This is a genomic window from Synechococcus sp. KORDI-49, assembly GCF_000737575.1.
GTDB lineage: Bacteria > Cyanobacteriota > Cyanobacteriia > PCC-6307 > Cyanobiaceae > Parasynechococcus.
Genome location: NZ_CP006270.1, coordinates 1,584,970 through 1,606,272, shown reverse-complemented (window position 1 = coordinate 1,606,272; position 21,303 = coordinate 1,584,970). Strand labels below are relative to the sequence as shown.

Annotated in this window: 20 protein-coding genes and 1 pseudogene; 8 read left to right on the top strand and 13 right to left on the bottom strand. The window is 62.3% G+C overall.

Translation table 11 applies throughout. From position 1 onward, the window contains the following. Nucleotides 1-38: 38 nt before the first annotated feature. The 3 genes and pseudogenes from uvrA to KR49_RS08120 form a co-directional block, all read left to right on the top strand. Complete coding sequence (uvrA, locus tag KR49_RS08130) at nt 39-3,011, top strand: excinuclease ABC subunit UvrA (RefSeq protein ID WP_043693918.1); 2,973 nt, start codon at nt 39-41, stop codon at nt 3,009-3,011. A gap of 41 nt (nt 3,012-3,052) precedes the next feature. Further along, nucleotides 3,053-4,516, top strand: coding sequence for an alpha/beta fold hydrolase (locus KR49_RS08125; RefSeq protein WP_253912736.1), 1,464 nt, complete (start codon nt 3,053-3,055; stop codon nt 4,514-4,516). Between the two features lie 197 nt (nt 4,517-4,713). Continuing rightward, a pseudogene (locus KR49_RS08120) lies at nt 4,714-6,105 on the top strand (glycosyltransferase); the annotation flags it as partial. A 4-nt stretch (nt 6,106-6,109) separates the two neighbouring features. Here the strand turns inward: KR49_RS08120 and purT are convergent. The 5 genes from purT to KR49_RS08100 all read right to left on the bottom strand — a co-directional run bounded on the left by purT (nt 6,110) and on the right by KR49_RS08100 (nt 9,132). Then, complete coding sequence (purT, locus tag KR49_RS08115; protein ID WP_043693912.1) at nt 6,110-7,285, bottom strand: formate-dependent phosphoribosylglycinamide formyltransferase; 1,176 nt, start codon at nt 7,283-7,285, stop codon at nt 6,110-6,112. After that, nucleotides 7,282-7,440: a hypothetical protein gene (locus KR49_RS14300; protein WP_173402140.1), complete on the bottom strand. Its 159-nt coding sequence runs from the start codon at nt 7,438-7,440 to the stop codon at nt 7,282-7,284. Before KR49_RS14300 ends, purT begins: the two co-directional genes overlap by 4 nt. Then, nucleotides 7,440-7,688 (bottom strand): hypothetical protein, encoded by a 249-nt coding sequence (locus tag KR49_RS08110; protein ID WP_043693910.1) that lies wholly within the window; start codon nt 7,686-7,688, stop codon nt 7,440-7,442. The genes KR49_RS14300 and KR49_RS08110 overlap by 1 nt, the downstream gene beginning before the upstream one ends. Nucleotides 7,689-7,694: 6 nt before the next feature. Further along, on the bottom strand, nt 7,695-8,804 hold the full coding sequence (gene mraY / locus KR49_RS08105) for a phospho-N-acetylmuramoyl-pentapeptide-transferase (protein ID WP_043693907.1): 1,110 nt from the start codon (nt 8,802-8,804) through the stop codon (nt 7,695-7,697). Between the two features lie 76 nt (nt 8,805-8,880). Continuing rightward, complete coding sequence (locus tag KR49_RS08100; RefSeq protein WP_043693904.1) at nt 8,881-9,132, bottom strand: DUF3134 domain-containing protein; 252 nt, start codon at nt 9,130-9,132, stop codon at nt 8,881-8,883. Between the two features lie 36 nt (nt 9,133-9,168). Between KR49_RS08100 and KR49_RS08095 the strand changes: the two genes are divergently transcribed. Continuing rightward, a complete protein-coding gene (locus KR49_RS08095) occupies nt 9,169-9,399 on the top strand; it encodes a hypothetical protein (RefSeq protein WP_253912735.1) in 231 nt (76 codons plus the stop codon). After that, nucleotides 9,399-10,610 carry an argininosuccinate synthase gene (locus KR49_RS08090; protein WP_043693901.1) on the top strand — a complete coding sequence of 404 codons (1,212 nt, stop codon included), beginning with the start codon at nt 9,399-9,401 and terminating at the stop codon, nt 10,608-10,610. The genes KR49_RS08095 and KR49_RS08090 overlap by 1 nt, the downstream gene beginning before the upstream one ends. Here KR49_RS08090 and KR49_RS08085 read toward each other — a convergent pair. The 4 genes from KR49_RS08085 to KR49_RS08070 all read right to left on the bottom strand — a co-directional run bounded on the left by KR49_RS08085 (nt 10,602) and on the right by KR49_RS08070 (nt 12,819). Next, the gene (locus tag KR49_RS08085) at nt 10,602-10,943 is read right to left on the bottom strand and encodes a hypothetical protein (RefSeq protein ID WP_043693898.1); all 342 of its coding nucleotides are present in this window, start codon (nt 10,941-10,943) and stop codon (nt 10,602-10,604) included. The two genes, KR49_RS08090 and KR49_RS08085, sit on opposite strands and share 9 nt — an antisense overlap. A 39-nt stretch (nt 10,944-10,982) precedes the next feature. After that, nucleotides 10,983-11,375 carry a 30S ribosomal protein S6 gene (gene rpsF, locus KR49_RS08080; RefSeq protein WP_043697139.1) on the bottom strand — a complete coding sequence of 131 codons (393 nt, stop codon included), beginning with the start codon at nt 11,373-11,375 and terminating at the stop codon, nt 10,983-10,985. Between the two features lie 76 nt (nt 11,376-11,451). Further along, on the bottom strand, nt 11,452-11,925 hold the full coding sequence (locus KR49_RS08075; RefSeq protein ID WP_043693895.1) for a Tic20 family protein: 474 nt from the start codon (nt 11,923-11,925) through the stop codon (nt 11,452-11,454). A gap of 24 nt (nt 11,926-11,949) precedes the next feature. After that, nucleotides 11,950-12,819, bottom strand: a complete 870-nt coding sequence (locus KR49_RS08070) for a shikimate dehydrogenase (RefSeq protein ID WP_043693892.1) — start codon at nt 12,817-12,819, stop codon at nt 11,950-11,952. Between the two features lie 116 nt (nt 12,820-12,935). On the opposite strand from KR49_RS08070, the gene dnaK reads away from it, so the two are divergent. Further along, nucleotides 12,936-14,849, top strand: a complete 1,914-nt coding sequence (gene dnaK / locus KR49_RS08065; protein ID WP_043693889.1) for a molecular chaperone DnaK — start codon at nt 12,936-12,938, stop codon at nt 14,847-14,849. Between the two features lie 77 nt (nt 14,850-14,926). Here the strand turns inward: dnaK and pstS are convergent, their stop codons facing one another. The 3 genes from pstS to psbQ all read right to left on the bottom strand — a co-directional run bounded on the left by pstS (nt 14,927) and on the right by psbQ (nt 17,553). Then, the gene (gene pstS / locus KR49_RS08060; protein ID WP_043693887.1) at nt 14,927-15,937 is read right to left on the bottom strand and encodes a phosphate ABC transporter substrate-binding protein PstS; all 1,011 of its coding nucleotides are present in this window, start codon (nt 15,935-15,937) and stop codon (nt 14,927-14,929) included. Between the two features lie 63 nt (nt 15,938-16,000). After that, entirely contained in the window at nt 16,001-17,059 is a 1,059-nt protein-coding gene (locus KR49_RS08055; RefSeq protein WP_371257622.1) for an NAD(P)/FAD-dependent oxidoreductase, read from the bottom strand. Nucleotides 17,060-17,103: 44 nt separating this feature from the next. Further along, nucleotides 17,104-17,553: a photosystem II protein PsbQ gene (gene psbQ / locus KR49_RS08050; protein ID WP_043693881.1), complete on the bottom strand. Its 450-nt coding sequence runs from the start codon at nt 17,551-17,553 to the stop codon at nt 17,104-17,106. Between the two features lie 72 nt (nt 17,554-17,625). On the opposite strand from psbQ, the gene purU reads away from it, so the two are divergent. Beyond that, nucleotides 17,626-18,480: a formyltetrahydrofolate deformylase gene (purU, locus tag KR49_RS08045; protein ID WP_043693877.1), complete on the top strand. Its 855-nt coding sequence runs from the start codon at nt 17,626-17,628 to the stop codon at nt 18,478-18,480. Beyond that, nucleotides 18,477-19,760, top strand: coding sequence for an O-antigen ligase (locus KR49_RS08040; RefSeq protein ID WP_052378213.1), 1,284 nt, complete (start codon nt 18,477-18,479; stop codon nt 19,758-19,760). The genes purU and KR49_RS08040 overlap by 4 nt, the downstream gene beginning before the upstream one ends. Here KR49_RS08040 and KR49_RS08035 read toward each other — a convergent pair. Then, on the bottom strand, nt 19,693-21,276 hold the full coding sequence (locus KR49_RS08035; RefSeq protein WP_043693874.1) for a radical SAM protein: 1,584 nt from the start codon (nt 21,274-21,276) through the stop codon (nt 19,693-19,695). The genes KR49_RS08040 and KR49_RS08035 overlap by 68 nt on opposite strands. Nucleotides 21,277-21,303: the final 27 nt, after the last annotated feature.

Here is a 21,303-nt window from a genome sequence, read left to right as displayed (position 1 = left end):
AATTCTTCTTAAGATTTCGTGCTTACCACCGGGGCGTCATGGGGCGATCTGCTGCCAACAACGCGAATCGCCCTGCTGCTGTGGACCTCGCCCGTACGGATCAGGACGATGAGATCCGGGTACGGGGGGCCAGACAGCACAACCTCAAAAACGTCGACGTCACGATCCCCCGCAACAAACTGGTGGTCTTCACCGGTGTAAGCGGCAGCGGCAAGAGTTCCCTGGCGTTCGACACGATCTTTGCGGAGGGTCAGCGCCGCTACGTCGAGAGTCTTTCCGCCTATGCCAGGCAGTTTCTCGGCCAGGTGGACAAGCCCGATGTCGACGCCATCGAGGGTCTGTCACCGGCCATCTCGATCGATCAGAAATCGACAAGTCACAACCCCCGTTCGACCGTCGGCACCGTCACCGAGATTCAGGACTATCTGCGGCTTCTGTTCGGGCGTGCCGGTGAACCCCACTGTCCCAAGTGCGGGCGTTCGATCCGGCCTCAGAGCATCGACGAGATGGTCGATCACATCCTGCTGCTGCCTGAGGGAACCCGATATCAATTGTTGGCACCGGTGGTCCGGGGCAAGAAGGGAACCCACACCAAGCTGATCAGCGGTCTGGCAGCGGAGGGGTTCGCACGGGTCCGGATCGATGGCGAGGTGCGTGAGCTGTCAGACAACATCGAGCTCGACAAGAACCACAGCCACAACATCGAGGTGGTGGTGGATCGTCTGGTGGCCAGGGAGGGTGTGCAGGAGAGGCTCACCGATTCCCTGCGCACTGCTCTGAAACGTGGTGATGGTCTCGCTCTTGTGGAAGTGGTTCCCAAGGCAGGAGAGGAGGTTCCGGAGGGCGTCGATCGCGAGCGTCTCTATTCCGAGAATTTCGCCTGTCCGGTGCACGGAGCGGTGATCGAGGAACTCTCACCTCGACTCTTCTCGTTCAACAGTCCTTACGGCGCCTGTGAGGCTTGTCATGGCATCGGCCACCTCCGCAAGTTCACGGTGGAACGGGTCATCCCCGATCCCAGCCAGCCGGTCTACGCGGCGGTTGCTCCCTGGGCTGAAAAGGACAACACCTATTACTTCTCGCTGCTCTATTCCGTCGGTGAAGCCTTCGGATTCGAGATCAAAACCCCTTGGAACGAGCTCACCGATGAGCAGAGGGATGTGCTGCTGAATGGCAGTCGTGAACCGATCCTGATCCAGGCCGACAGTCGTTACCGCAAGGGCAAGGGCGCGTACACGCGTCCGTTTGAGGGAATTCTTCCGATCCTGGAACGCCAGTTGCGCGATGCCAGCGGTGAGGCTCAGCGCCAGAAGCTGGAGAAGTTCCTGGCGCTGGTGCCATGTGAGGCCTGTCATGGGCAGCGGCTGAGGCCGGAAGCCCTGGCGGTGAAGGTGGGTCCCTTCCGGATTCCAGAGCTCACGGCCGTCAGCGTCGCTGAAACCCTGGAGAGGATCGAGCAGTTGATGGGCGTCGGGATCCATGAAGGTTCCGAGCCGCTGCTGACGCCGCGTCAGATCCAGATCGGCGATCTGGTGCTGCGGGAGATCCGTCTGCGGTTGCGCTTCCTTCTGGATGTGGGGCTTGATTACCTCAGCCTCGACCGTCCGGCGATGACGCTGTCAGGGGGAGAGGCTCAGCGCATCCGTCTCGCCACCCAGATCGGTGCGGGGCTCACCGGAGTGCTCTACGTCCTGGATGAGCCCAGCATCGGCCTGCATCAACGGGACAACGATCGGCTTCTGGACACGCTCAGGCGCCTTCGCGATCTCGGCAACACTCTGGTGGTCGTCGAGCACGACGAAGACACCATCCGGGCAGCGGATCATGTCGTGGACATCGGGCCCGGTGCCGGAGTGCATGGCGGCCACATCGTGGCGGAAGGCTCCCTGGAGAACCTTCTGTCCAGTGAAGAGTCCCTGACAGGTGCCTATCTCAGCGGACGCTGTTCCATTCCCACGCCTGCTGAACGCCGCACAGGTGGCAACCGTCGTCTGCAGCTGATCGACTGCAATCGCAACAACCTGCGCAATCTCACCGTTGAATTTCCGCTCGGTCGACTCGTGGCGGTGACCGGCGTCAGCGGAAGCGGCAAGAGCACCTTGGTGAACGAGCTGCTTCACCCAGCTCTGGAAAACGGCCTCGGACTGAAGGTGCCGTTCCCCAGCGGTCTGGGTGAGCTGCGTGGAATCAAGTCGATCGACAAGGTGATTGTCATCGATCAATCCCCGATCGGCCGTACGCCCCGTTCCAATCCGGCCACTTACACCGGTGCTTTCGATCCGATCCGCCAGGTCTTTGCCGCCACCGTTGAGGCCAAGGCGCGCGGTTATCAGGTCGGTCAGTTCAGCTTCAACGTCAAGGGCGGACGTTGTGAAGCCTGCCGCGGACAGGGCGTGAACGTGATCGAGATGAATTTCCTCCCCGATGTCTACGTGCAGTGCGATGTGTGCAAGGGAGCTCGGTTCAACCGTGAAACCCTGCAGGTGAAATACAAGGGCTACACCATTGCTGATGTCCTGCAGATGACGGTTGAGCAGGCTGCGGAGGTGTTCGAGGCGATTCCTCAGGCAGCGGACCGACTGCGGACGCTGGTGGACGTCGGCCTCGGTTACGTGAAGCTCGGACAGCCGGCCCCGACACTGTCCGGCGGTGAGGCGCAGCGAGTGAAGCTCGCCACCGAACTGTCCCGCAGGGCCACGGGTAAGACGCTCTATCTGATTGATGAGCCGACAACAGGCCTCAGCTTCTACGACGTCCACAAGTTGATGGAGGTGATGCAGCGTCTTGTCGACAAGGGCAATTCGATCATCTGCATCGAGCACAATCTCGATGTGATCCGTTGCAGCGACTGGATCATCGACCTTGGCCCCGAGGGTGGTGACCGTGGCGGGGAATTGCTGGTGACCGGCACACCGGAAGAGGTGGCCCAGCATCCGACCAGTCACACGGGGCGTTATCTGCGTCGTGTTCTCGATCAGCATCCAGCAGAGATTCCTTCTCTCGCCGCCTGATGTTCAGGTTCCGATGCCCGCGATCGCGTCTGGTGTCCCTGATGGCGGGACTTGCCCTGACGGGTGTCGGAACTCCTGCGTCCGCCCTCGAGCGGTTGGTTCTGCGGATGCCGTTCCTGGAAACCAGCATCACGATCAATCTGGGGGAAGCCGAGACGGTCGATCAACTGTTGCGGTCCAGTCCGGATCTTGAGGATCTGAGGGCTGCGAGCGGCGACAGGCTGTCCAACCTGCTGGAGGGGATTTTTCTTGCACCGCTTCCCCCTGAGACGCGTTCGTTTCTGGAGGGATCAACCGGTCAGCCACTGCTTGAGCAGGTCCTCCAGTCCGCCGTTGCTCTGGTGCAGCTCGAAGGGGTCGAGGCAGACACCTCCGGACGGATGCTCACCGATGCGCTGATCCGGGCGGAACGCAATGGGGAGGCGACTGTGCTCGGGCTGCTGCGTGAAATGCCAGGGGAAACGGCCACCATCGACATCTCGAGGGTCGCTTTCATCGCCTCCCGACTGATCCGTAACACGGAACAGGGTCGCAGTCTGGTGAAGGCCGCACCGGTCGAGCCGTTCAATTCTTCGTTGCAGGCCCGGCTGAGGGGCGCCTGGTCCCGTCGGGAGATACAGGTGTCGGTGCCCCATCGGCAGGAACCGCTGCGAACGCTGGTTCTGGAGCCGCAGCGGAATTCGAATGGACGCCTGGCTGTGATCTCCCACGGACTCTGGGATGATCCCGAATCGTTTGAAGGCTGGGGGGAGGTGCTTGCTTCGGCCGGTTACACCGTGCTTCTTCCCGATCATCCAGGCAGTGATTTCGAGCAGCAGAAGGCGATGCTGTCTGGGGACCGCCCCCCCCCGGATCCGGAGGAGTTGACCAGACGTCCCCGCGATGTCTCCGCTCTGATCGATGCCGTGGCTTCAGGTCGCATCCTGCGCAATCAGTCGCTCAACACCGACGCGGTGGCTGCGATCGGACATTCCTGGGGCGGCACCACGGTTCTTCAGCTTGCCGGTGCCGATCCAACCGATCGAAAGATGCTTTCCCGCTGCAGTGATCTGGAGGATCCAGAGGGGAACATGAGCTGGGTGCTGCAGTGCAGCTGGTTGTCCACCATCCGAGAGGCGGGAGCAGCCGATCCGCGTGTGCGTGCTGTGGTGTCCGTCAGTCCCCCGTTGCGTCTGCTGTTCGATCCCGCCAGTTCCAGGAGCCTCAGCGGAAAGGTGCTTCTGATCAGCGGCACCGCTGACTGGGTCGTTCCATCCGGTCCGGAGGCGATCTCGCCGATGCGAGAGACGAAGGCAGCACGCCATGGACATCGTCTGGTGCTGTACGAACGGGCCAATCACTTCACGCCCCGCAGTTTCAGGGGTGATCCGCAACCGGCGGCGATCGGTGCCCTTCTGCTCGCCTGGCTCAACGAGCAGCTCGATGTGTCCGGTTCCGTCACATTCTCCGGTGGTGGTTGGGGTGATCCGGAGCAGCGTCTGGTTGATGTCAGTGACCGTCTCTGAGATTGCTGTCTGTTTACAAATTCGTCGCATCCAGGGATGTCTCGAAAGGGGCGACATCTCTGTCCAGGTCAACCATCTGTGGGTCTGACCCGGCAGCAGTACTTGTTTTCTAATCTTTTTTTCATCTTCTCAGGCTCTTTGTTTCTCTAAACAAAAAAGAAGCCCTTCCAGGCTTTTGCTGTCTGTTGATGCCACGAATGGGTCTGCGTCTGTTGCATCTGCACCTGCATGGCCTGTTCCGTTCCCATGAGCTGGAGCTTGGGCGTGATGCCGACACAGGCGGGCAGACCCTGTACGTCCTCGAGCTTGTCAAGCATCTGGCGCGGCAAACGGATGTCGATCAGGTCGATGTGGTCACCCGGCTGATCAAGGACCCCCAGGTTTCGAGTGACTATGCCGTTCCTGAGGAACCCATTGCTTCCGGGGCCCGCATTCTGCGTTTCCGTTTCGGTCCAGATCGATACCTGCGAAAGGAACGGCTCTGGCCGCATCTGATGCAGCTGGTTGATCGGCTTGTCGATCATCTGCGTCAGCCCGGTCAGATGGTCGACTGGATTCACGCTCATTACGCCGATGCCGGCCTTGTGGGTTCCCTGGTCAGCGAGCGGTTGGGCATCCCCCTCGTTTTCACAGGTCATTCCCTCGGTCGCGAAAAGCAGCGGAGACTTCTGGCTGCCGGGGGCGACCTGCTGCAGATGGAACGTTCCTATTCCATGAGTGCCCGCATCGACGCTGAGGAGCGGGCACTCGCACAGGCAGATCTGATCATCACTAGCACCCGCCAGGAAGCGGAGAAGCAGTACTCCCGGTACAGCAGTTTCCAGCTGCAGCGTGCCCATGTGGTTCCACCGGGTGTGGATTCGAGTCGTTTTCATCCCTCCGCCACGTTCTCGGAAAAGGCCGAGCTGAATCAGCTGCTGCATCCCTTCCTGCGGGATCCCTCCAAACCTCCTCTGCTGGCCATTTCACGGGCGGTCCGTCGCAAGAACATCCCCGCTCTTGTTGATGCGTTCGGTCAGTCAGCCGCTCTGCGTCAGCAGTTCAATCTTGTGCTGGTGCTCGGATGCCGGGATGACCCTCGCCAGTTGGCCGAACAGCAACGCGAGGTGTTCCAGCAGGTGTTCGAGCTGGTGGATCATCACAATCTCTACGGCACGATCGCCTACCCGAAACAGCATCGGCGTGACCACATTCCTGCGATGTACCGCTGGGCGGCCCGCCGTCAGGGCCTGTTCGTCAACCCGGCTCTCACGGAACCCTTCGGACTCACGTTGCTCGAGGCCGCTGCCTGTGGGTTGCCCATGGTGGCGACGGATGATGGGGGACCCCAGGACATTCAGGCCCGTTGCGGCAACGGGCTTCTGGTGGATGTGACCGAGCCCGGGGGTCTCCGAAGGGGATTGGAGCAGGCGGCCAGAGCCGGTGATCTCTGGAGACGCTGGAGCGACAACGGTGTGGAGGCAGTCAATCGGCACTTCAGCTGGGGCGCCCATGTCCGTCACTATCTGGCTCTGATGGACGCCACAGCCGACCGGGTTCCAAGGGTCCGGCGAGCTCCACGAAGGAGTCGGACAACGCCTGCGCGACCTCTGATCAGCTGTTGACTCCCGGTAGCACCTTCACGCAGCCTGCGGCTCGATCAGCCTTGCTGCGAGCCTCGGCGAGATGTTCCCCGCGTGCCAGCGCCACCCCCATCCGGCGTCCGGCCCGTGCATCCGGTTTGCCGAACAGCAACACCTGGGTGTCGTCCTCCCGGAGTGCTTCGTTGATGCCGTCGTAACTCACGGATTCCAACGGTTGATCGGCAAGGATCACGCGGCTGGCCGCGGCATCCGCCGTTCTCAGGGCAGGGATCGGCAGATTCAGCACAGCGCGCAGATGCAGCTCGAATTCACTCATGTTCTGGCTGATCAGAGTCACCAGTCCGGTGTCGTGGGGTCGAGGTGACAGTTCGGAGAAGATCACTTCATCGCCGCACAGAAAGAATTCGACGCCGAACAGCCCCACTCCACCGAGGTTGTCGGTCACGGTGCGGGCCATGGCCTGGGCCTGCTGCAGCTGTCGGTCATTCAGTTCAGCCGGTTGCCAGCTGCACTGATAGTCCCCGTTCTTCTGTTCATGGCCGATCGGTGCACAGAAGAGCGTGTCTCCGTTCTGCTGACGCACGGTCAGCAGGGTGATCTCCAGATCAAACTGCAGGAACTCCTCGACGATCACCCGGGTCGAGGTGCCCCGGGCACCGCTGAGGGCCGCGTTCCACGCCTCCTGCAGCCCATCGGCGCTGCTCACCACGCTCTGACCTTTCCCGGAGGAGCTCATCACGGGCTTCACGACCACGGGCCAGCCCAGTGGCTCCGAGACCTGCACCAGCTCTTCGGCGCTGGACGCGTAGGCGAATCGCGCTGTCCGCAAAGCCAGTTCTCCAGCGGCGAGATCACGGATTCTGTCCCGGTTCATCGTCACAGCGGTGGCTCTGGCCGTGGGGATCACCGTGGTGCCCTCCTGTTCCAGCTCAGCCAGGGCCGCCACGGCCAGGGCTTCGATCTCCGGGATCACCACATCCGGTCGATGTCTGCGGACCACCTTCAGCAGATTGTCCGCATCCGTCATCGTCAGCACTTCGGCCACATCCGACACCTGCATCGCCGGAGCATCGGCATAGCGGTCGCAGGCGATCACCCGACAACCGAGTCGCTGGGCCGCGATCGCAACCTCCTTCCCAAGCTCTCCGCTTCCAAGCAGCAGAACGGTGCGAGGGAATCGGCTCATGAGCTGCTGTTTCTGCGGATCTCACCAATCAACCAGACCGCGATGAACCCCAGGGAGGAGATCCCGAAATAAATCAGCACCCACTTCAGGACACGGTCAGGATCAGCAGCGGCCTGGCTGAGCAGTTCCGCGGTTGTGCTGAGCAGGCTCTCCATCAGGTCTCGAGATCAGGAATCAGGGTGAGCTGGCGGACCGGCGGCTCTTCACTCACGAATCCCCAGGCATCAAACACAGAGGCATCGGAATGGGTGATGCGCTGTTCCGAGCCATGACGTTCCAGCTGAAAACCGTCCGCTGCCATGCGTCGCATCAGGCTGGCGGATTCCTCAAAGCGCGCTGCCATCGCTTCGAGGCTTGGGCAGTCGGTGGTCAGTCCTGTTTCCCGCCAGGTGAAATAACGCATCAGGGTTCAGCCGATGGGGCGCAACAGCAGGCCCAGCAGCACCAGTCCCGCTGTCATCAGCCAGAAGCATGGCACCACCGTGCGTTCGCTGGTGCCACCCAGTTCGAAGTGGTGGTGCAGTGGTGCCATCCGGAAGATGCGACGCCCCTGGCCATCGGGTCCCTTGGTGGCTTTGAACACCCAGACCTGCACGATCACGGACACGGACTCGGCGAGAAAGACTCCTCCCATCACCAGCAGCGGCCAGAGACTGTCGGTGAGCAGGGCAACGGCGCTGAGAGCGGCTCCCATGGCAAGGGAACCGGTGTCACCCATGAAAGCTCGGGCCGGGTTGCGGTTGTGCATCAGAAAACCGAGCCAGGCCCCGGCCATCGCCATGCAGAAACCCGCCATGGCGGGATCTCCGCTGTGACCTCGGAGCATCAACTGGATGGCCAGACCGGCGAACACCAGGGCACCACAGCCACTGGCCAGTCCATCGAGGCCATCGGTCAGGTTGGTCGCGTTGCTCTCAGCCAGGAACACGAACAGCCCCAGGGGCCAGATCAGCAGTCCCAGCGGAAGTGTCACGCCAAGGGGCAGGGAGATCGTGCTGTCGATCCAGCCGTGCCATGCAGCGACGCTGAGGAAGGCGACCGCCGCCACCATCTGCAGAAACAGTTTTCCACGTGGCGTCAGACCGGTGTTGGTGCGTCGTGTGAGGCTGCGCCAGTCGTCGAATCCGCCGATCACCATGTAGGCGAGTGTCACGGCAGCTACGGCCAGCAGCTGTTGGGAAGCCTCTCCTTCCGGACTGATCAGGCCGCCGATGATCACTCCCACGGGCACGACCAGCAAGCCGCCCATCGTGGGTGTGCCGGATTTGCTGAGGTGGGCCTTTGGGCCCTCCTCCCGGATCACCTGCCCCATCTTCAGTGCCCGCAGCCGTGGAATGCCCGCAGCTGCCACCAGTGCGGCAGTGGTCATGCTGATCAGCAGCGGCAGGCTCAGCTGAGCGTTCGCGATCCACTTGTCGGTGGCGACGCTGGCGGCCAGAACAACCCCGATCAGAAGGGACGCACTGAGCGATCCGTTCTCCCACCAGCGATGGGAACGGTTCTCCTGGCTGGCGGACACGGCTCGATCTGAGCAGGCGCAGGGACCTTAAACGAACGATCGGGAGTCGACCACTCCGGTCTTCAGAGCCCCCGGCTCAGTCCTCCCACTGCTCCTCGTTCTGTTCGTCGGCGTTGTTGTAATCCTCCTTCTCACCCATCAGGGCGGAGAGCTCCTCCTCCTCCACGGTGCTCACTTCAGGAGAGCTCGATTCCTCATCAGCCACCAGACGACCACTGGCTTCGAGCCAGGTGAGCAGATCCGGCTCTTCTCGCAGCGGCAGCACCGGTGCCGGATCCCTGCGCCCGTAGCGGGTCAGGGAAGGGTTGATGCTGTCGAGAGCACTCATCAGTGAAGGACACAGTCCAATCAGTCAACATACGTCATGACCCTGCTGATCACCGTGAACAAACCTCTGGTGATGACCATCTGCTGGGGCGCCGCGGCCGCTTTGAGCTATGCCCTGCGCCGTTGGGGTGAATCCCATCCAGAGCCTCTCCAGGCGCCATCCGGAGTGGTTCTGGCGGTTGTGTTCGCACCGGCTCTGGTTCTGGGGATGTGGCTGCTGATCGACGGGAGGGGAGAATCAGTCGATTGTGATCAGGAGACCCATTGATGGGCCGCGCGAACAAGGTGGTGCTCGCCTACTCAGGCGGTGTCGATACCAGTGTCTGCATTCCATATCTGAAGCGGGAATGGGGTGTCGAGGAGGTGATCACCTTTGCCGCTGATCTCGGACAGGGCGATGAACTGGAGCCGATCCGCCTCAAGGCTCTCGATGCCGGCGCCAGTCAGTCCTTCGTCGGTGATCTGATCCAGCCGTTCATCGAGGAATTCGCGTTTCCTGCCATCCGGGCCAATGCTCTCTACGAAGGGCGTTATCCGTTGTCCACAGCGCTGGCAAGGCCTTTGATCGCCCGACGCCTCGTTGAGGTTGCCAGGGAAGTCGGTGCCGATGCCGTCGCTCATGGATGCACGGGCAAGGGCAACGACCAGGTGCGATTTGATGTGGCCATCGCTGCTCTGGCACCGGATCTGAAGGTCCTGACTCCGGCCAGGGAGTGGGGCATGAGTCGGGAGGAGACGATCGCCTACGGCGAGCGCTGCGGCATTCCCTCACCAGTGAGCAAGAAATCGCCCTATTCCATCGATCTGAACCTGCTGGGCCGCAGCATCGAGGCTGGTCCTCTGGAAGATCCGATGGTCGCCCCTCCGGAAGAGGTGTTCGCGATGACGGTATCCGTCGCTGATGCTCCGGATGTGGCCGAGGAGATCGAGATCCGTTTTGAAGCCGGCGATCCCGTGGCGATCAATGGAACGAGCCTCGATCCAGTGGCCATGATCCGCGAAGCCAATCGCCTGGCAGGCCGCCACGGCATCGGTCGACTGGACATGATCGAGAACCGGGTGGTCGGGATCAAATCCAGGGAGATCTATGAAACTCCGGGCTTGCTGCTGCTGATCCAGGCTCATCAGGAGCTGGAGAGCCTGACGCTGGCGGCGGATGTGCTGCGCAGCAAGCGACAGCTGGAAAGTCAGTGGGCTGATCTCGTTTACCAGGGTCTCTGGTTCGGTCCGCTGAAGGATGCTCTCGATGGGTTCATGGATCGCACGCAGACCCACGTCAATGGTGTGGTGCGGCTGCGGCTGCTCAAGGGCACGGCCACGGTGATCGGCCGTGGCTCAACGGAGTCCAGCCTCTATGTGCCGGAGATGGCCTCCTACGGCAGTGAGGATCGTTTTGATCATCGAGCTGCGGAGGGGTTCATCTACGTCTGGGGACTGCCAACCCGTCTCTGGGCGGCCTCGCAGCGCAGATCAAGCTGATTTCCGTCGTTGCAGCAGGGCAGGAATTCGCAGCATTGGGAAGCGAAGAATGTTGGGGCTCTCCGCCTGTACCAGGGGGGGCTGACCAGCCCTCAGCTCCGAACCCTCACTGGCCAGCAATCGATAGCGCTCCAGCAGTGGCTCCAGCCGCTGCTGGAATTTGCGTTCGAACAGATCAGGTAAATCCTCCAGAAGCGCTTCGTAGGTGCGCACCTGTTCCTCAAGTTCAGAGACTCGACGCTGAAGTGTGTTCACATCGCGCTCGTTGACGTCCGAGACCGAGGCGATCCATCGCGGCTCGGGAGCCTGATGCTGGTCATCTGAAGAGTCCATGGGCGGACGCTATCGCTCGCCCATGGACCGCACAACCGCTCAGCCGGCTGTTCCCGCAGGTGCTTCCGATGCCTGCTGTTGTTCCTGCGGCTGAGCAGGCGCTTCGCTGCCCGGCATGACACGCGGTGCCGGCAACGGGCCTTCCTGCTTCACGGTGAGATAGCGGATCACATCCTCACTGAGGCGCATCGCCTTCTCGAGCACAGCCACCTGCTGACCGTCACCGTTGTGGCTCAGTTGCACATAGATCCCTTCTTTGTGCTTGTTGATCGGGTAGGCCAGACGGCGCTTGCCGCGCATCTGATTGTCCAGCACTTCCGCTCCCGTCTCCACGAGCATGTCGCGGTATTTGGTGAGGTGGCTCTCCACTTCCTCCTCCGGAATGTCCGGGCGGAGGATGTACATGGTCTCGTAATAGGGATCGTGCGTCATGGGCTGTTCCGACTGGGACGGACGGCTCACTTCGGTGAGCGACGGATCCAACACCTTATCCCCCGGGGTGTCCTTCTCAGTACAACTGCATGCGGACAGCCTGGCTGATGCCCGGCAGGTCCGGCTCGCGGCCGCGCAGGCACTCCGCCAGGGCGAACAGCAGGATCGCCAACGTGGCGATCACCACGGTGCTGGACAGCGTCCGCATCAACAGTCCGCTTCCGCCGAGGGGTTGGAGCAGGATCGTGAAGGCGAAGCCCAGCACGACGAGAATGATGTCGGTGAGCAGCGCCTGGAGCGTGTTGAAACGTACGAAGTAGGGAACGTTCGGGTTGCGAACAACCGCCAGAAACAGCACGAAGAACAGCAGCAGGCCCCCGAGTCCGAAGGGAACGCTCTGTTCGAGCAGTGCCAGGGGCAGAACGGGAAGCGTGAACCACTGCATCCATGGGTACTGCTGGAACAGCGGGCCTCCAAAAGGAATGGCGTCGCTCCAGGGCAGCAGATAAACCAAAGGGGCCACCACCCGCTGCCAGACAGGAATCTCCACACCACCAAGAGAACTGAATTGACGCTAGGTCTTCAGCGCGGTTTCAGCTGCCGAGCGCATGGCATCCACCGGCACATCGTCATGGCCGCTCCAGAGCCTCAGGGAAGCGGCCCCCTGCTGCACCAGCATCTCCAGGCCATCGATGCAGTGCAGCTGGCGCTTTCGGCCCCATTGCAGCCAGGCGGTGGGGCGCGGGGTGTAGATCAGGTCATAGAGCGTTGCTTCGGTTTTGATTCCGCTCCAGAGGCTCTCTCCCAGTGGCATGGCGCCGGCTTCGCCGTGCTGAGCCATGCCGACAGGGGTTGTGTTGACGATCAGGTCGCTGGCTGCGACCACGTCCGCGATGGATGGGTCCGAATCGAGCAGAGGGTCCAGGGGTGCTTCCTCCAGGTTCAGATCCTCCACAAACGGTTGAAGGGTCGTGGTTTGCCGCCCGATCACGCTGATCGCAGCCAGATGGAGAGTCTGCAGGCCTGCCACCACCGCCCTGGCCGACCCACCGCAGCCGACCACCACCGCCCGGCGTCCCGTCCAGTCGATGTGGGTTTCAAGGGGGGCGAGGAAACCGTTCACATCGGTGTTGCTGCCTGTCCAGCTGCTTCCGCTGTCAGGAATCAGGGTGTTCACGGCCCCTAGACGGCATGCCAGTGGGCTCAGCTTCCGGCACAGGCCGGCAACGGACTGCTTGTGGGGAATGGTGACGTTGAGGCCGCGGCAGCCCACGGCGTGGAGTCCGTCGAGCACATCCCGGAGATGGTGTTGTTCACAGGGCAGAGCGAGATAGCGCCAGTTCAGCCCGAGCTCAGCCAGGGCCGCGTTGTGCATCGCTGGTGAGAGGGAATGCCGCACCGGGTTGCCGAGCAGTCCCACCAGGGCTGTGCCGCCGTTGATCATCGTGCTGCGGGATCGCCCATCCAGCCTGCCTGTTCGGGAACCACACCTCGCCTGTCCAGGGCTCTGCTGAAGAAGATGACGTGGTTCAGAACCGCATTTTCAGGAGGTGACCACCGATGGGCAAGGTTGTCGGCATTGACCTTGGCACTACGAACAGCTGCGTGTCTGTGATGGAGGGTGGCAAGCCCACCGTCATCGCCAACGCCGAGGGCTTCCGCACAACGCCCTCCGTGGTCGCTTACACCAAGAACCAGGATCAGCTTGTCGGTCAGATCGCCAAACGTCAGGCGGTGATGAACCCAGACAACACCTTTTATTCCGTCAAGCGATTCATCGGCCGACGCGTCGATGAGGTCAATGAGGAATCCAAGGAAGTGAGCTACGGCGTCGAGAAGGCCGGCTCCAATGTGAAGGTGAAGTGCCCAATTCTCGACAAGCAGTTTGCCCCTGAGGAGGTGAGTGCCCAGGTGCTGCGCAAGCTGGCGGAGGACGCCGGCAAGTATCTCGGGGAAACGGTCACCCAGGCGGTGATCACCGTTCCCGCTTACTTCAACGACTCCCAGCGCCAGGCCACCAAGGATGCCGGCAAGATCGCCGGCCTCGAGGTGCTGCGGATCATCAACGAGCCCACTGCTGCCGCTCTGGCCTACGGACTCGACAAGAAGAGCAACGAGCGGATCCTGGTGTTCGACCTTGGCGGCGGCACCTTCGATGTGTCTGTGCTCGAAGTTGGTGACGGTGTCTTTGAGGTGTTGTCCACCTCCGGAGACACGCATCTGGGCGGTGATGACTTCGACAAGGTGATTGTTGATCATCTGGCCGAGACCTTCAAATCCAACGAAGGCATCGACCTCCGTCAGGACAAACAGGCTCTGCAGCGCCTCACCGAGGCAGCTGAAAAAGCCAAGATCGAGCTGTCCAACGCCACCCAGAGCGAGATCAACCTGCCGTTCATCACGGCCACCCCGGAAGGCCCGAAGCACCTGGATCTCACCCTCACCCGGGCCAAGTTCGAGGAGCTCGCCTCAAACCTGATCGACCGCTGCCGCATTCCTGTGGAGCAGGCGCTCAAGGACGCCAAGCTGTCCTCCAGCGAGCTCGACGAGATCGTGATGGTGGGTGGTTCCACCCGCATTCCGGCTGTTCTTGAACTGGTGAAGCGCACCACCAGCAAGGATCCCAACCAGACGGTGAACCCCGATGAGGTGGTGGCCGTCGGCGCCGCCATTCAGGGAGGTGTGCTCGCCGGTGAGGTGAAAGACATCCTGCTGCTGGATGTCACGCCTCTGTCTCTGGGTGTGGAAACCCTCGGTGGTGTGATGACCAAGATGATCACCCGCAACACCACGGTTCCCACCAAGAAGACCGAGACCTATTCCACAGCGGTCGATGGTCAGACCAACGTGGAAATTCACGTGCTCCAGGGTGAGCGCGAGATGGCGTCTGACAACAAGTCGCTCGGAACCTTCCGCCTCGACGGCATCCCTCCGGCTCCCCGTGGTGTCCCTCAGATCGAGGTCACCTTCGACATCGACGCCAACGGCATCCTCAGCGTCACCGCCAAGGACAAGGGCAGCGGCAAGGAGCAATCCATCTCGATCACCGGCGCCTCGACCCTCTCGGATTCCGAGGTGGACAAGATGGTGAAGGACGCCGAGGCCAACGCCAGCGCTGACAAGGAGAAGCGCGAAAAGATCGACCTCAAGAACCAGGCCGAGACCCTCGTCTATCAGGCCGAGAAGCAGCTCAGTGAGCTTGGTGACAAGGTCGATGCCGACGCCAAGACCAAGGTGGAGGAGAAGCGCACCAAGCTTCAGGACGCTGTCAATGCCGAGGATTACGACGCGATGAAGACCCTGCTGGAGGAACTGCAGCAGGAGCTCTACACCGTTGGAGCCTCCGTCTATCAGCAGGCTGGTGCTGAAGCGGGCGCATCTCCCGATGGTGAGGCTGACCCAGGCAATGGTGCCGCCGGCAGCACCGGTGCCAGTGATGATGTGATCGACGCTGAATTCACGGAATCCAAGTGATCGGCTGAGCCGTGACCATTGAAAAGGGGGCCGATCGGCCCCCTTTTTTGTTGCCCGCAATCGCTTGACGGTTGTGATCACTCAGTGATTTTCTCGACCGCAGCCAGGGACTTCTCCACCACACCCTTGGGCAGGGTGACGTAGCCGAGATCAGGGGCCTGTGCCTGAGCTTTCTCGGACAGCATGAACTCGAAGGCCTTCTTCAGAGCGGCGGTCTTGCCGCCGTTGCCCGTTTCGTACGCCAGCACCCAGGTGAAGGTAACGATCGGGTAACCCTGAGGTGGATTCGGGTTGCCACCGATGAGCTCCGGGCCGATGTCGATGGAGTCGAGAGCGGCGCTTTCCGTTTCATTGGTGGGCTTCACCTGCTCACCGGAGGCATTGGTGACGGCGGCGGCCTGAAGCTTGCCCTTCACATAGGCGGCTTCCACATAACCCACTCCACCCTTGATCTGATTCAGCTGGGCGGCAACGCCTTCATTGCCTTTCGAGCCGACGCCCGTGGGCCATTTGACGGCCTTCGCAGCACCGATCTTGGTCTTCCACTCCTCGTTGATGGCGGAGAGATGCTTGGTGAAGTTGTACGTGGTGCCGGAACCGTCGGAGCGACGGACCACGGTGATCGCCTGATCAGCGCAGCCCAGCTCGTTGAAGTTCTTGACCTTGCCGAGGAAGATTCCGGCCAGCTGGTCCTGGCTCAGTTTCAGATCGCATCCGTCGAGGTTGTAAGCGACTGCGATGGCTCCGGCCGTCATCGGGATCTGCAGCACACCACGGCTCACCTTGGCGATCTCATCCTTTTTCATCGGCTTGTCGGATGCACCGAAATCCACGGTTCCGGCCGTGAACTGCCGCACTCCGGCGCCGGAGCCAACCGACTGGTAGTTGACCGCCACGCCCTCGGGCTGGAGCTCCTGGAACCAGCGCTGATAAATGGCCGCGGGGAACGAGGCACCGGCGCCATTGAGCTTGCCTGTGACCTGGTCACCCCCTCCTCCACCGGTGCCGCCGCCACAGCCGGCGAGCGTCACGGTGGCGGTGATGCCGGCAGTGGCCGCAAGACTTTTGAAGATGTTGGAACGACGCATGAATCCGATGTGGGTACAGAGGTTGAACCTTCCGGAAGCTATGCAGGCGAGTCCAAGGCTGATTTAAGACCTGGTAATCATTGATACCGAATCTTCCAGGTGCTGTTCGACCCATTCCGCGGTGGCAGGTGTCAGCAGAACACCGTTTCTGTAGTGGCCGGTCGCCAGCAGCAGCCCTGGTTCCAGCCGTTCCAGCAAGGGTGCCGGTCGCTCCACCGGTCTGGCCCGCAGTCCGCTCCAGTGTTCCAGCACCTTGGCGTTTCGCAGCCACTCGGGTGCTGAGTCTTCGAGATGGCGCATCAGTTGCAGCGGTTCCGGCTCTGATCGCTCGCCGGGTTCCACGGTGGCGCCGAGCAGCACATGACCGTGTCCATCGGGAATCAGGTTGTATCCCCGATGCACCAGGACGGCTGGCCAGCTCATCCAGTCCGTCGGCCCGGATGTGATCTCCAGTCTCAGAGCCTGTCCGAGCACCGGCTGCATCGGGCGTGGATGGCCCAGTGGCTCCAGGAGAGCAGGACTGTTCAGCGCCGCGCAGATCACGACGGTGTCCTGATGCAGGCAACTCCCGTCATGGCAGCCCAGCCGCCAGCCACCTCCTTGTCCGGGCTTGGCGCGACGGATCGTCTCCACAGCAGCGGCCACCCCAGTCACCGGCAGATCGGCGAGGGCCTTTCGCAGAGCTTTCAGCAGCACCAGCGGGTTGATGCGTCCATCCCGTTCCGAGAGCAGTCCCCCATGGGTGACGCCTGGCCAGACGGCCTGCAGCTGGTGCCGCTCAAGCAGGGAGAGTCCGCAGGCTGACCTGGTGTCGGCAAGCTTCCGCATGCGGCCGAGCGTTTCATCACCGTCTGCGAGCTGCAGCAGCGGTGTCTCCAGGATCAGTTCCGGTTCCTGCCGCTGCAGTGCGCAGACCCACGAGGGCCAGAGCGCCATGCTTCTTTGCCGGAGCCGCCAACCGCGACCACTCGAACGCCGGAACACGTTTCCCATGAGAACGCCCAGCGATGCACGGGTTCCCGTCAGATGGTTCCCGTCACCGCTGGTGCGTTCGAGCGGTTCTTCAAGGCCTGGATCGATCAGTGTGATCCGGTGGCCTTGTCGTGCCAGGTGCCAGGCCACGCCGGCGCCGACAACGCCGGCACCGACAACGGCAATCGTTCGGTTCAGCTGAAGGCCTCGGCCGGGATCACATCGGAGTAGGCGTCGAAGCTGGCTGCCAGGGCGCTGTAAGAGCGCTGAAGGCGGGATCCATCCTGCAGACGTGCCGCTTCATCAAGATCAGCCAGGGCTTCCTTCAGCTTGCGGGCGATCTTGTCTGCATCCTTGCGCTCAGACCGATCCAGACGCTGATTGATGTAGAGCATTTCGCGGCCCACCTCCTGCATCGGTCCATGCAGAAGGTTGCGGGTGAAGACCCAGTCCTCGGCGCTCACCAACCGGGCCAGATCCGGAAGACGCGACTTGGTGGCTTCGAACGCAGCGGCCTGACGGCGGATCACCGCCAGATCGTCAGGTTTGATGCCGGCGGCGTTGACAGAAGCCGGGGCCAACAGACCCAGGCTCAACGTGACGCAGAGGCAGATGACGGCCAGGCGTCGCAGGGCCTTCAGCATGGTCAGGAAAAAACCTTTGAGACTTTAACCAGCGGTTTCAGCGCGGGAGAATTTGCTTTTCAGTCTGTAGTCGTGAGCGAGCCTACGGTCATCCTTCAGCTGATCTGTCCGGATCGTCCAGGGCTGGTCAGCGAGCTGGCCGGGTGGGTGGCCGCTAACGGAGGAAACATCCGTCATGCCGACCATCACACGGATGCCGGTGCAGGTTTGTTCCTCAGCCGGATCGAGTGGATGCTCAACGGTTTCGGCATTTCCCGTCAGGCACTGCCGGAGTCTGCGGCTGCTCTGGCGGAACGACTGCATGGACAGGCTCAGCTGCATTTCTCGGATGAGCTGCCTCGGGTGGCGATCTTCGCGAGCCGGCAAAGCCATTGTGTTCAGGATCTGCTCTGGAGGGTGCAGAGCGGTGAATTGCCCATGCGGGTCCCCCTGGTGATCGCCAATCATCCCGACCTCGAGGCGTTGTGCACCGGTTTCGGTGTTCATTTCGAGTGGGTGCCTGTCACCCGGGAGACAAAGCCGGAGGCGGAACAGCGCATGCTGCAGCTGCTCCAGGATCACGCCATCGACCTGGCCGTGCTGGCGAAGTACATGCAGGTGCTGAGCGGTGACTTTCTCAGCCGCTTTTCCGAGGTGATCAACATTCACCACTCCTTCCTGCCGGCTTTCAAGGGAGCGCAGCCGTATCACCGTGCCTGGGAGCGCGGTGTGAAGCTGATCGGTGCCACGGCCCATTACGTCACCGAAGACCTTGATGCTGGCCCGATCATTGAACAGACCATTGCCCATGTGAGTCACCGCGACGAAGTGGACGATCTGATCCGCAAGGGTCGTGATACCGAGCGACTGGCTCTCGCCCGTGCCTTGCGACTGCACCTGTGCCGCCAGGTGATGGTCTATCGGGGGCGCACGGCCGTTTTTGCGTGAAAGAGCGTTTTCTCGGAAAGGACCTCACCGGTTTCGCAGGTCGCTGCTTTCTTCTCGGACTGTTTCTGCTGCCCTCCAGCGCTCTGCTGGCGGCACTGTTCCTGTTCGTGGCTTGCCTGAGCGGCAGTCGTGGTCGCGATCAGCCGATCTGGCGGGATCCCTGGATCCTGCCGTTGCTGCTGGCCGGCATGCTGATGCTGATCGGCTGCCTGGTTTCGCAGACCGGGGCTCTTGCCTGGGCTGGCCTGGGCAACTGGCTTCCATTCATCTGGGGCTTCTGGGCATTTCAGCCTTATGTGCGCTCCGCCGACCAGCGTCGCCTGGCTGCGCGTGTGCTTCTGGCCGGAACCGTTCCCGTGCTGATCACGGGTTTCGGTCAGATGTTGCTGGGCTGGTCCGGCCCGTGGCAGCTTCTCGGTGGTGGGATCGTCTGGTTTGTGGCTCCCGGAGGCCATCCCGAAGGCCGGCTCTCCGGTCTGTTTGATTACGCCAATGTCGCGGGCGCCTGGCTCGCTGTGATCTGGCCGCTCTCACTGGCGGCTGTGCTGCGTCGTCGGGATCCACTCTGGTGTCGTGCCATCGCGATGCTTCTGGCATCAGCCCTGGTGGCTGCCGTGGTGCTCACCCGTTCCCGTAATGCCATGGGGGCGTTGCCGTTGGCGCTTCCCTGGGTCCTGGGTCCGATGCAGTGGTGGTGGCTGTTGCCTCTGCTGCTTCTGGCCGCGATGCCTCTGGCGTTGGCGGTGCTTCCGGGTGTTCCCGACGCTCTTCAGCAGTGGGCAAAGGGTCTGCTGCCCTCCGGCCTGAGACAGCGCCTGGTGGAGGGGCAGTCCACGGACAGCCTCACCCGTGTGGCCCAGTGGCGTTACGGGGTTGAGCTCATCGCTCAGCGGCCGTGGCTGGGCTGGGGTGCGGCGGCCTTCAGCGTTCTGTATCCGATCCATGCCCAAAGGAAATGGCACGGGCATTCCCACAACCTCCCCCTGGAGCTGGCGGTCAGCCACGGTCTCCCGGTGGCGGTGCTGCTGGTGGGCACCGTTCTGGCGCTGATCGTGGTGGCGCTGAAACGGGGCATGCTTCGCCGGGGTCCGATGGAACGGGGCTGGTGGACCGCCGTGCTGGTTCTGGTGGCGATGCACGCCACGGATCTGCCCTTCTTCGACAGCCGGCTCAACATCCTCGGCTGGGTGCTGCTGTCAGGCCTGCACGGCTTCATCCGGGAGCACGGTGATCTGGAGGCAGCGCCAGATCGTGATGCTCCCGCAGACGCTCCGGGGTGATCGCACTCCGGAGATGCGTCCAGGGCAAGGTTCGTGAGGCGTCCCAGTTCTCCTCGATCACATCCCGCCAGGGGGGTGGTGGCGGTGAAGCGTGGCCCGGCATGGGCTCCAGTTCGCCATTGAGAGCGGCGCGGTAGGCCTTTTTCCAGCCACCCATGCTTTCCCTGGCTTCGCCAACCGCGGCGATCACCGGGGCAAGACGCCGGTCGCTGCGCGACAGCAGGGCCTGGATCACGCTCCAGCCGTAACTTTCCGGTCGCAACTCCACTCCCTTCGGCTTCAACCGTTTCGCCAGTCGTTTCAGTCGTTTGTCCGCTTCCGGTCTGACGCCCTGCCACTGGAACGGCGTCTGGGCCTTGGGCACGAAGGTGCTGACACCGAGGGTGAAGCGCAGCCCTGCCGTGTTCTTCTTCAGGGTCAGCAGCAGGTCGGCCGTGGCGTCCACGTCATCGTCCGTCTCCGTCGGCAGTCCGACCATTCCATACAGCTTGAGTCCACGGAGCCCTCCTTGTTTGGCGTGACTGGCGGCCGCATGGATCTCTTCGGTGCTCAGTTTCTTGTTCACCACCTGCCGCATGCGTTCGCTGCCGCTTTCGATGGCGATGGTGAGGGAGCGACTGCCCCGCTTCGTCAGAATCCGTGCCAGCTCCGGAGTCACCGTGGCGGCCCGCACGGAACTGACGCTGACGCGGGTGTCATCGAACCGGTCCCGGTCCAGCCAGGTCAGCAGATCATCGAACTGCGGGTGCTGCGTCACCGAGGCTCCCAGCAGCCCAAGCCGCCGGGTCGCCGCCAGGCCTTTCTCGACCGCCGGGATGAGTCCGTCATCGAGTGATGCGCTGCGGAACGGCAGGGTGAGGTAGCTGGCCAGACAGAAGCGGCAGAGTTCCGGACAACTGCGCACCACCTCCACCATGTGGATGTCCGGCCAGGCGGCTTCCGGTGTGATCACCGTGGAATGGCTCAGGGTGTTGCCTCGCCAGGTCTGCTTCTCGATCACCGATGGCAGATCCGGATCGATGGGCTCCACGCTCAGCAGCGTTCCATCCGGGTGGTACCGCGGGGCATACAAGCTCGGGACGTAGACCCCCGGAACTCCGGCCAGCCGTCGCAGTCGTTCGGCTCTGGGAGCCTGCCGGCAGCTCTGCAGGGCATCGATGAAGGCGGGCAACAGCAGTTCGCCATCTCCCAGAAGCACGGCATCGAAGAACGGTGCAAGGGGTTCGGGGTTGGCGGTCAGCACCGGCCCCCCGCCGAACACGATCGGGTCGGCGTCGCTTCGATCGACAGCCCAGATCGGAATGCGCTGGTTCCGCAGCAGCTCCGGCAGAACGGGTCCATCCAGTTCCCAGCTGAGGGACAGACCGAACAGATCGATGTGTCGATGCAACGGATCCGACTGGTCCGTGAACAGCCGGCGTACGTCCACATCCGCACGCTGGGCGAGGGTTGCCCAGACGATCTGGTAGCCGAGGCTTGTGATGCCCACCGAATAGGTGCTCGGGAAGGCCAGCACCGCCTTGAGGGCATCGCTGTCCGGGAC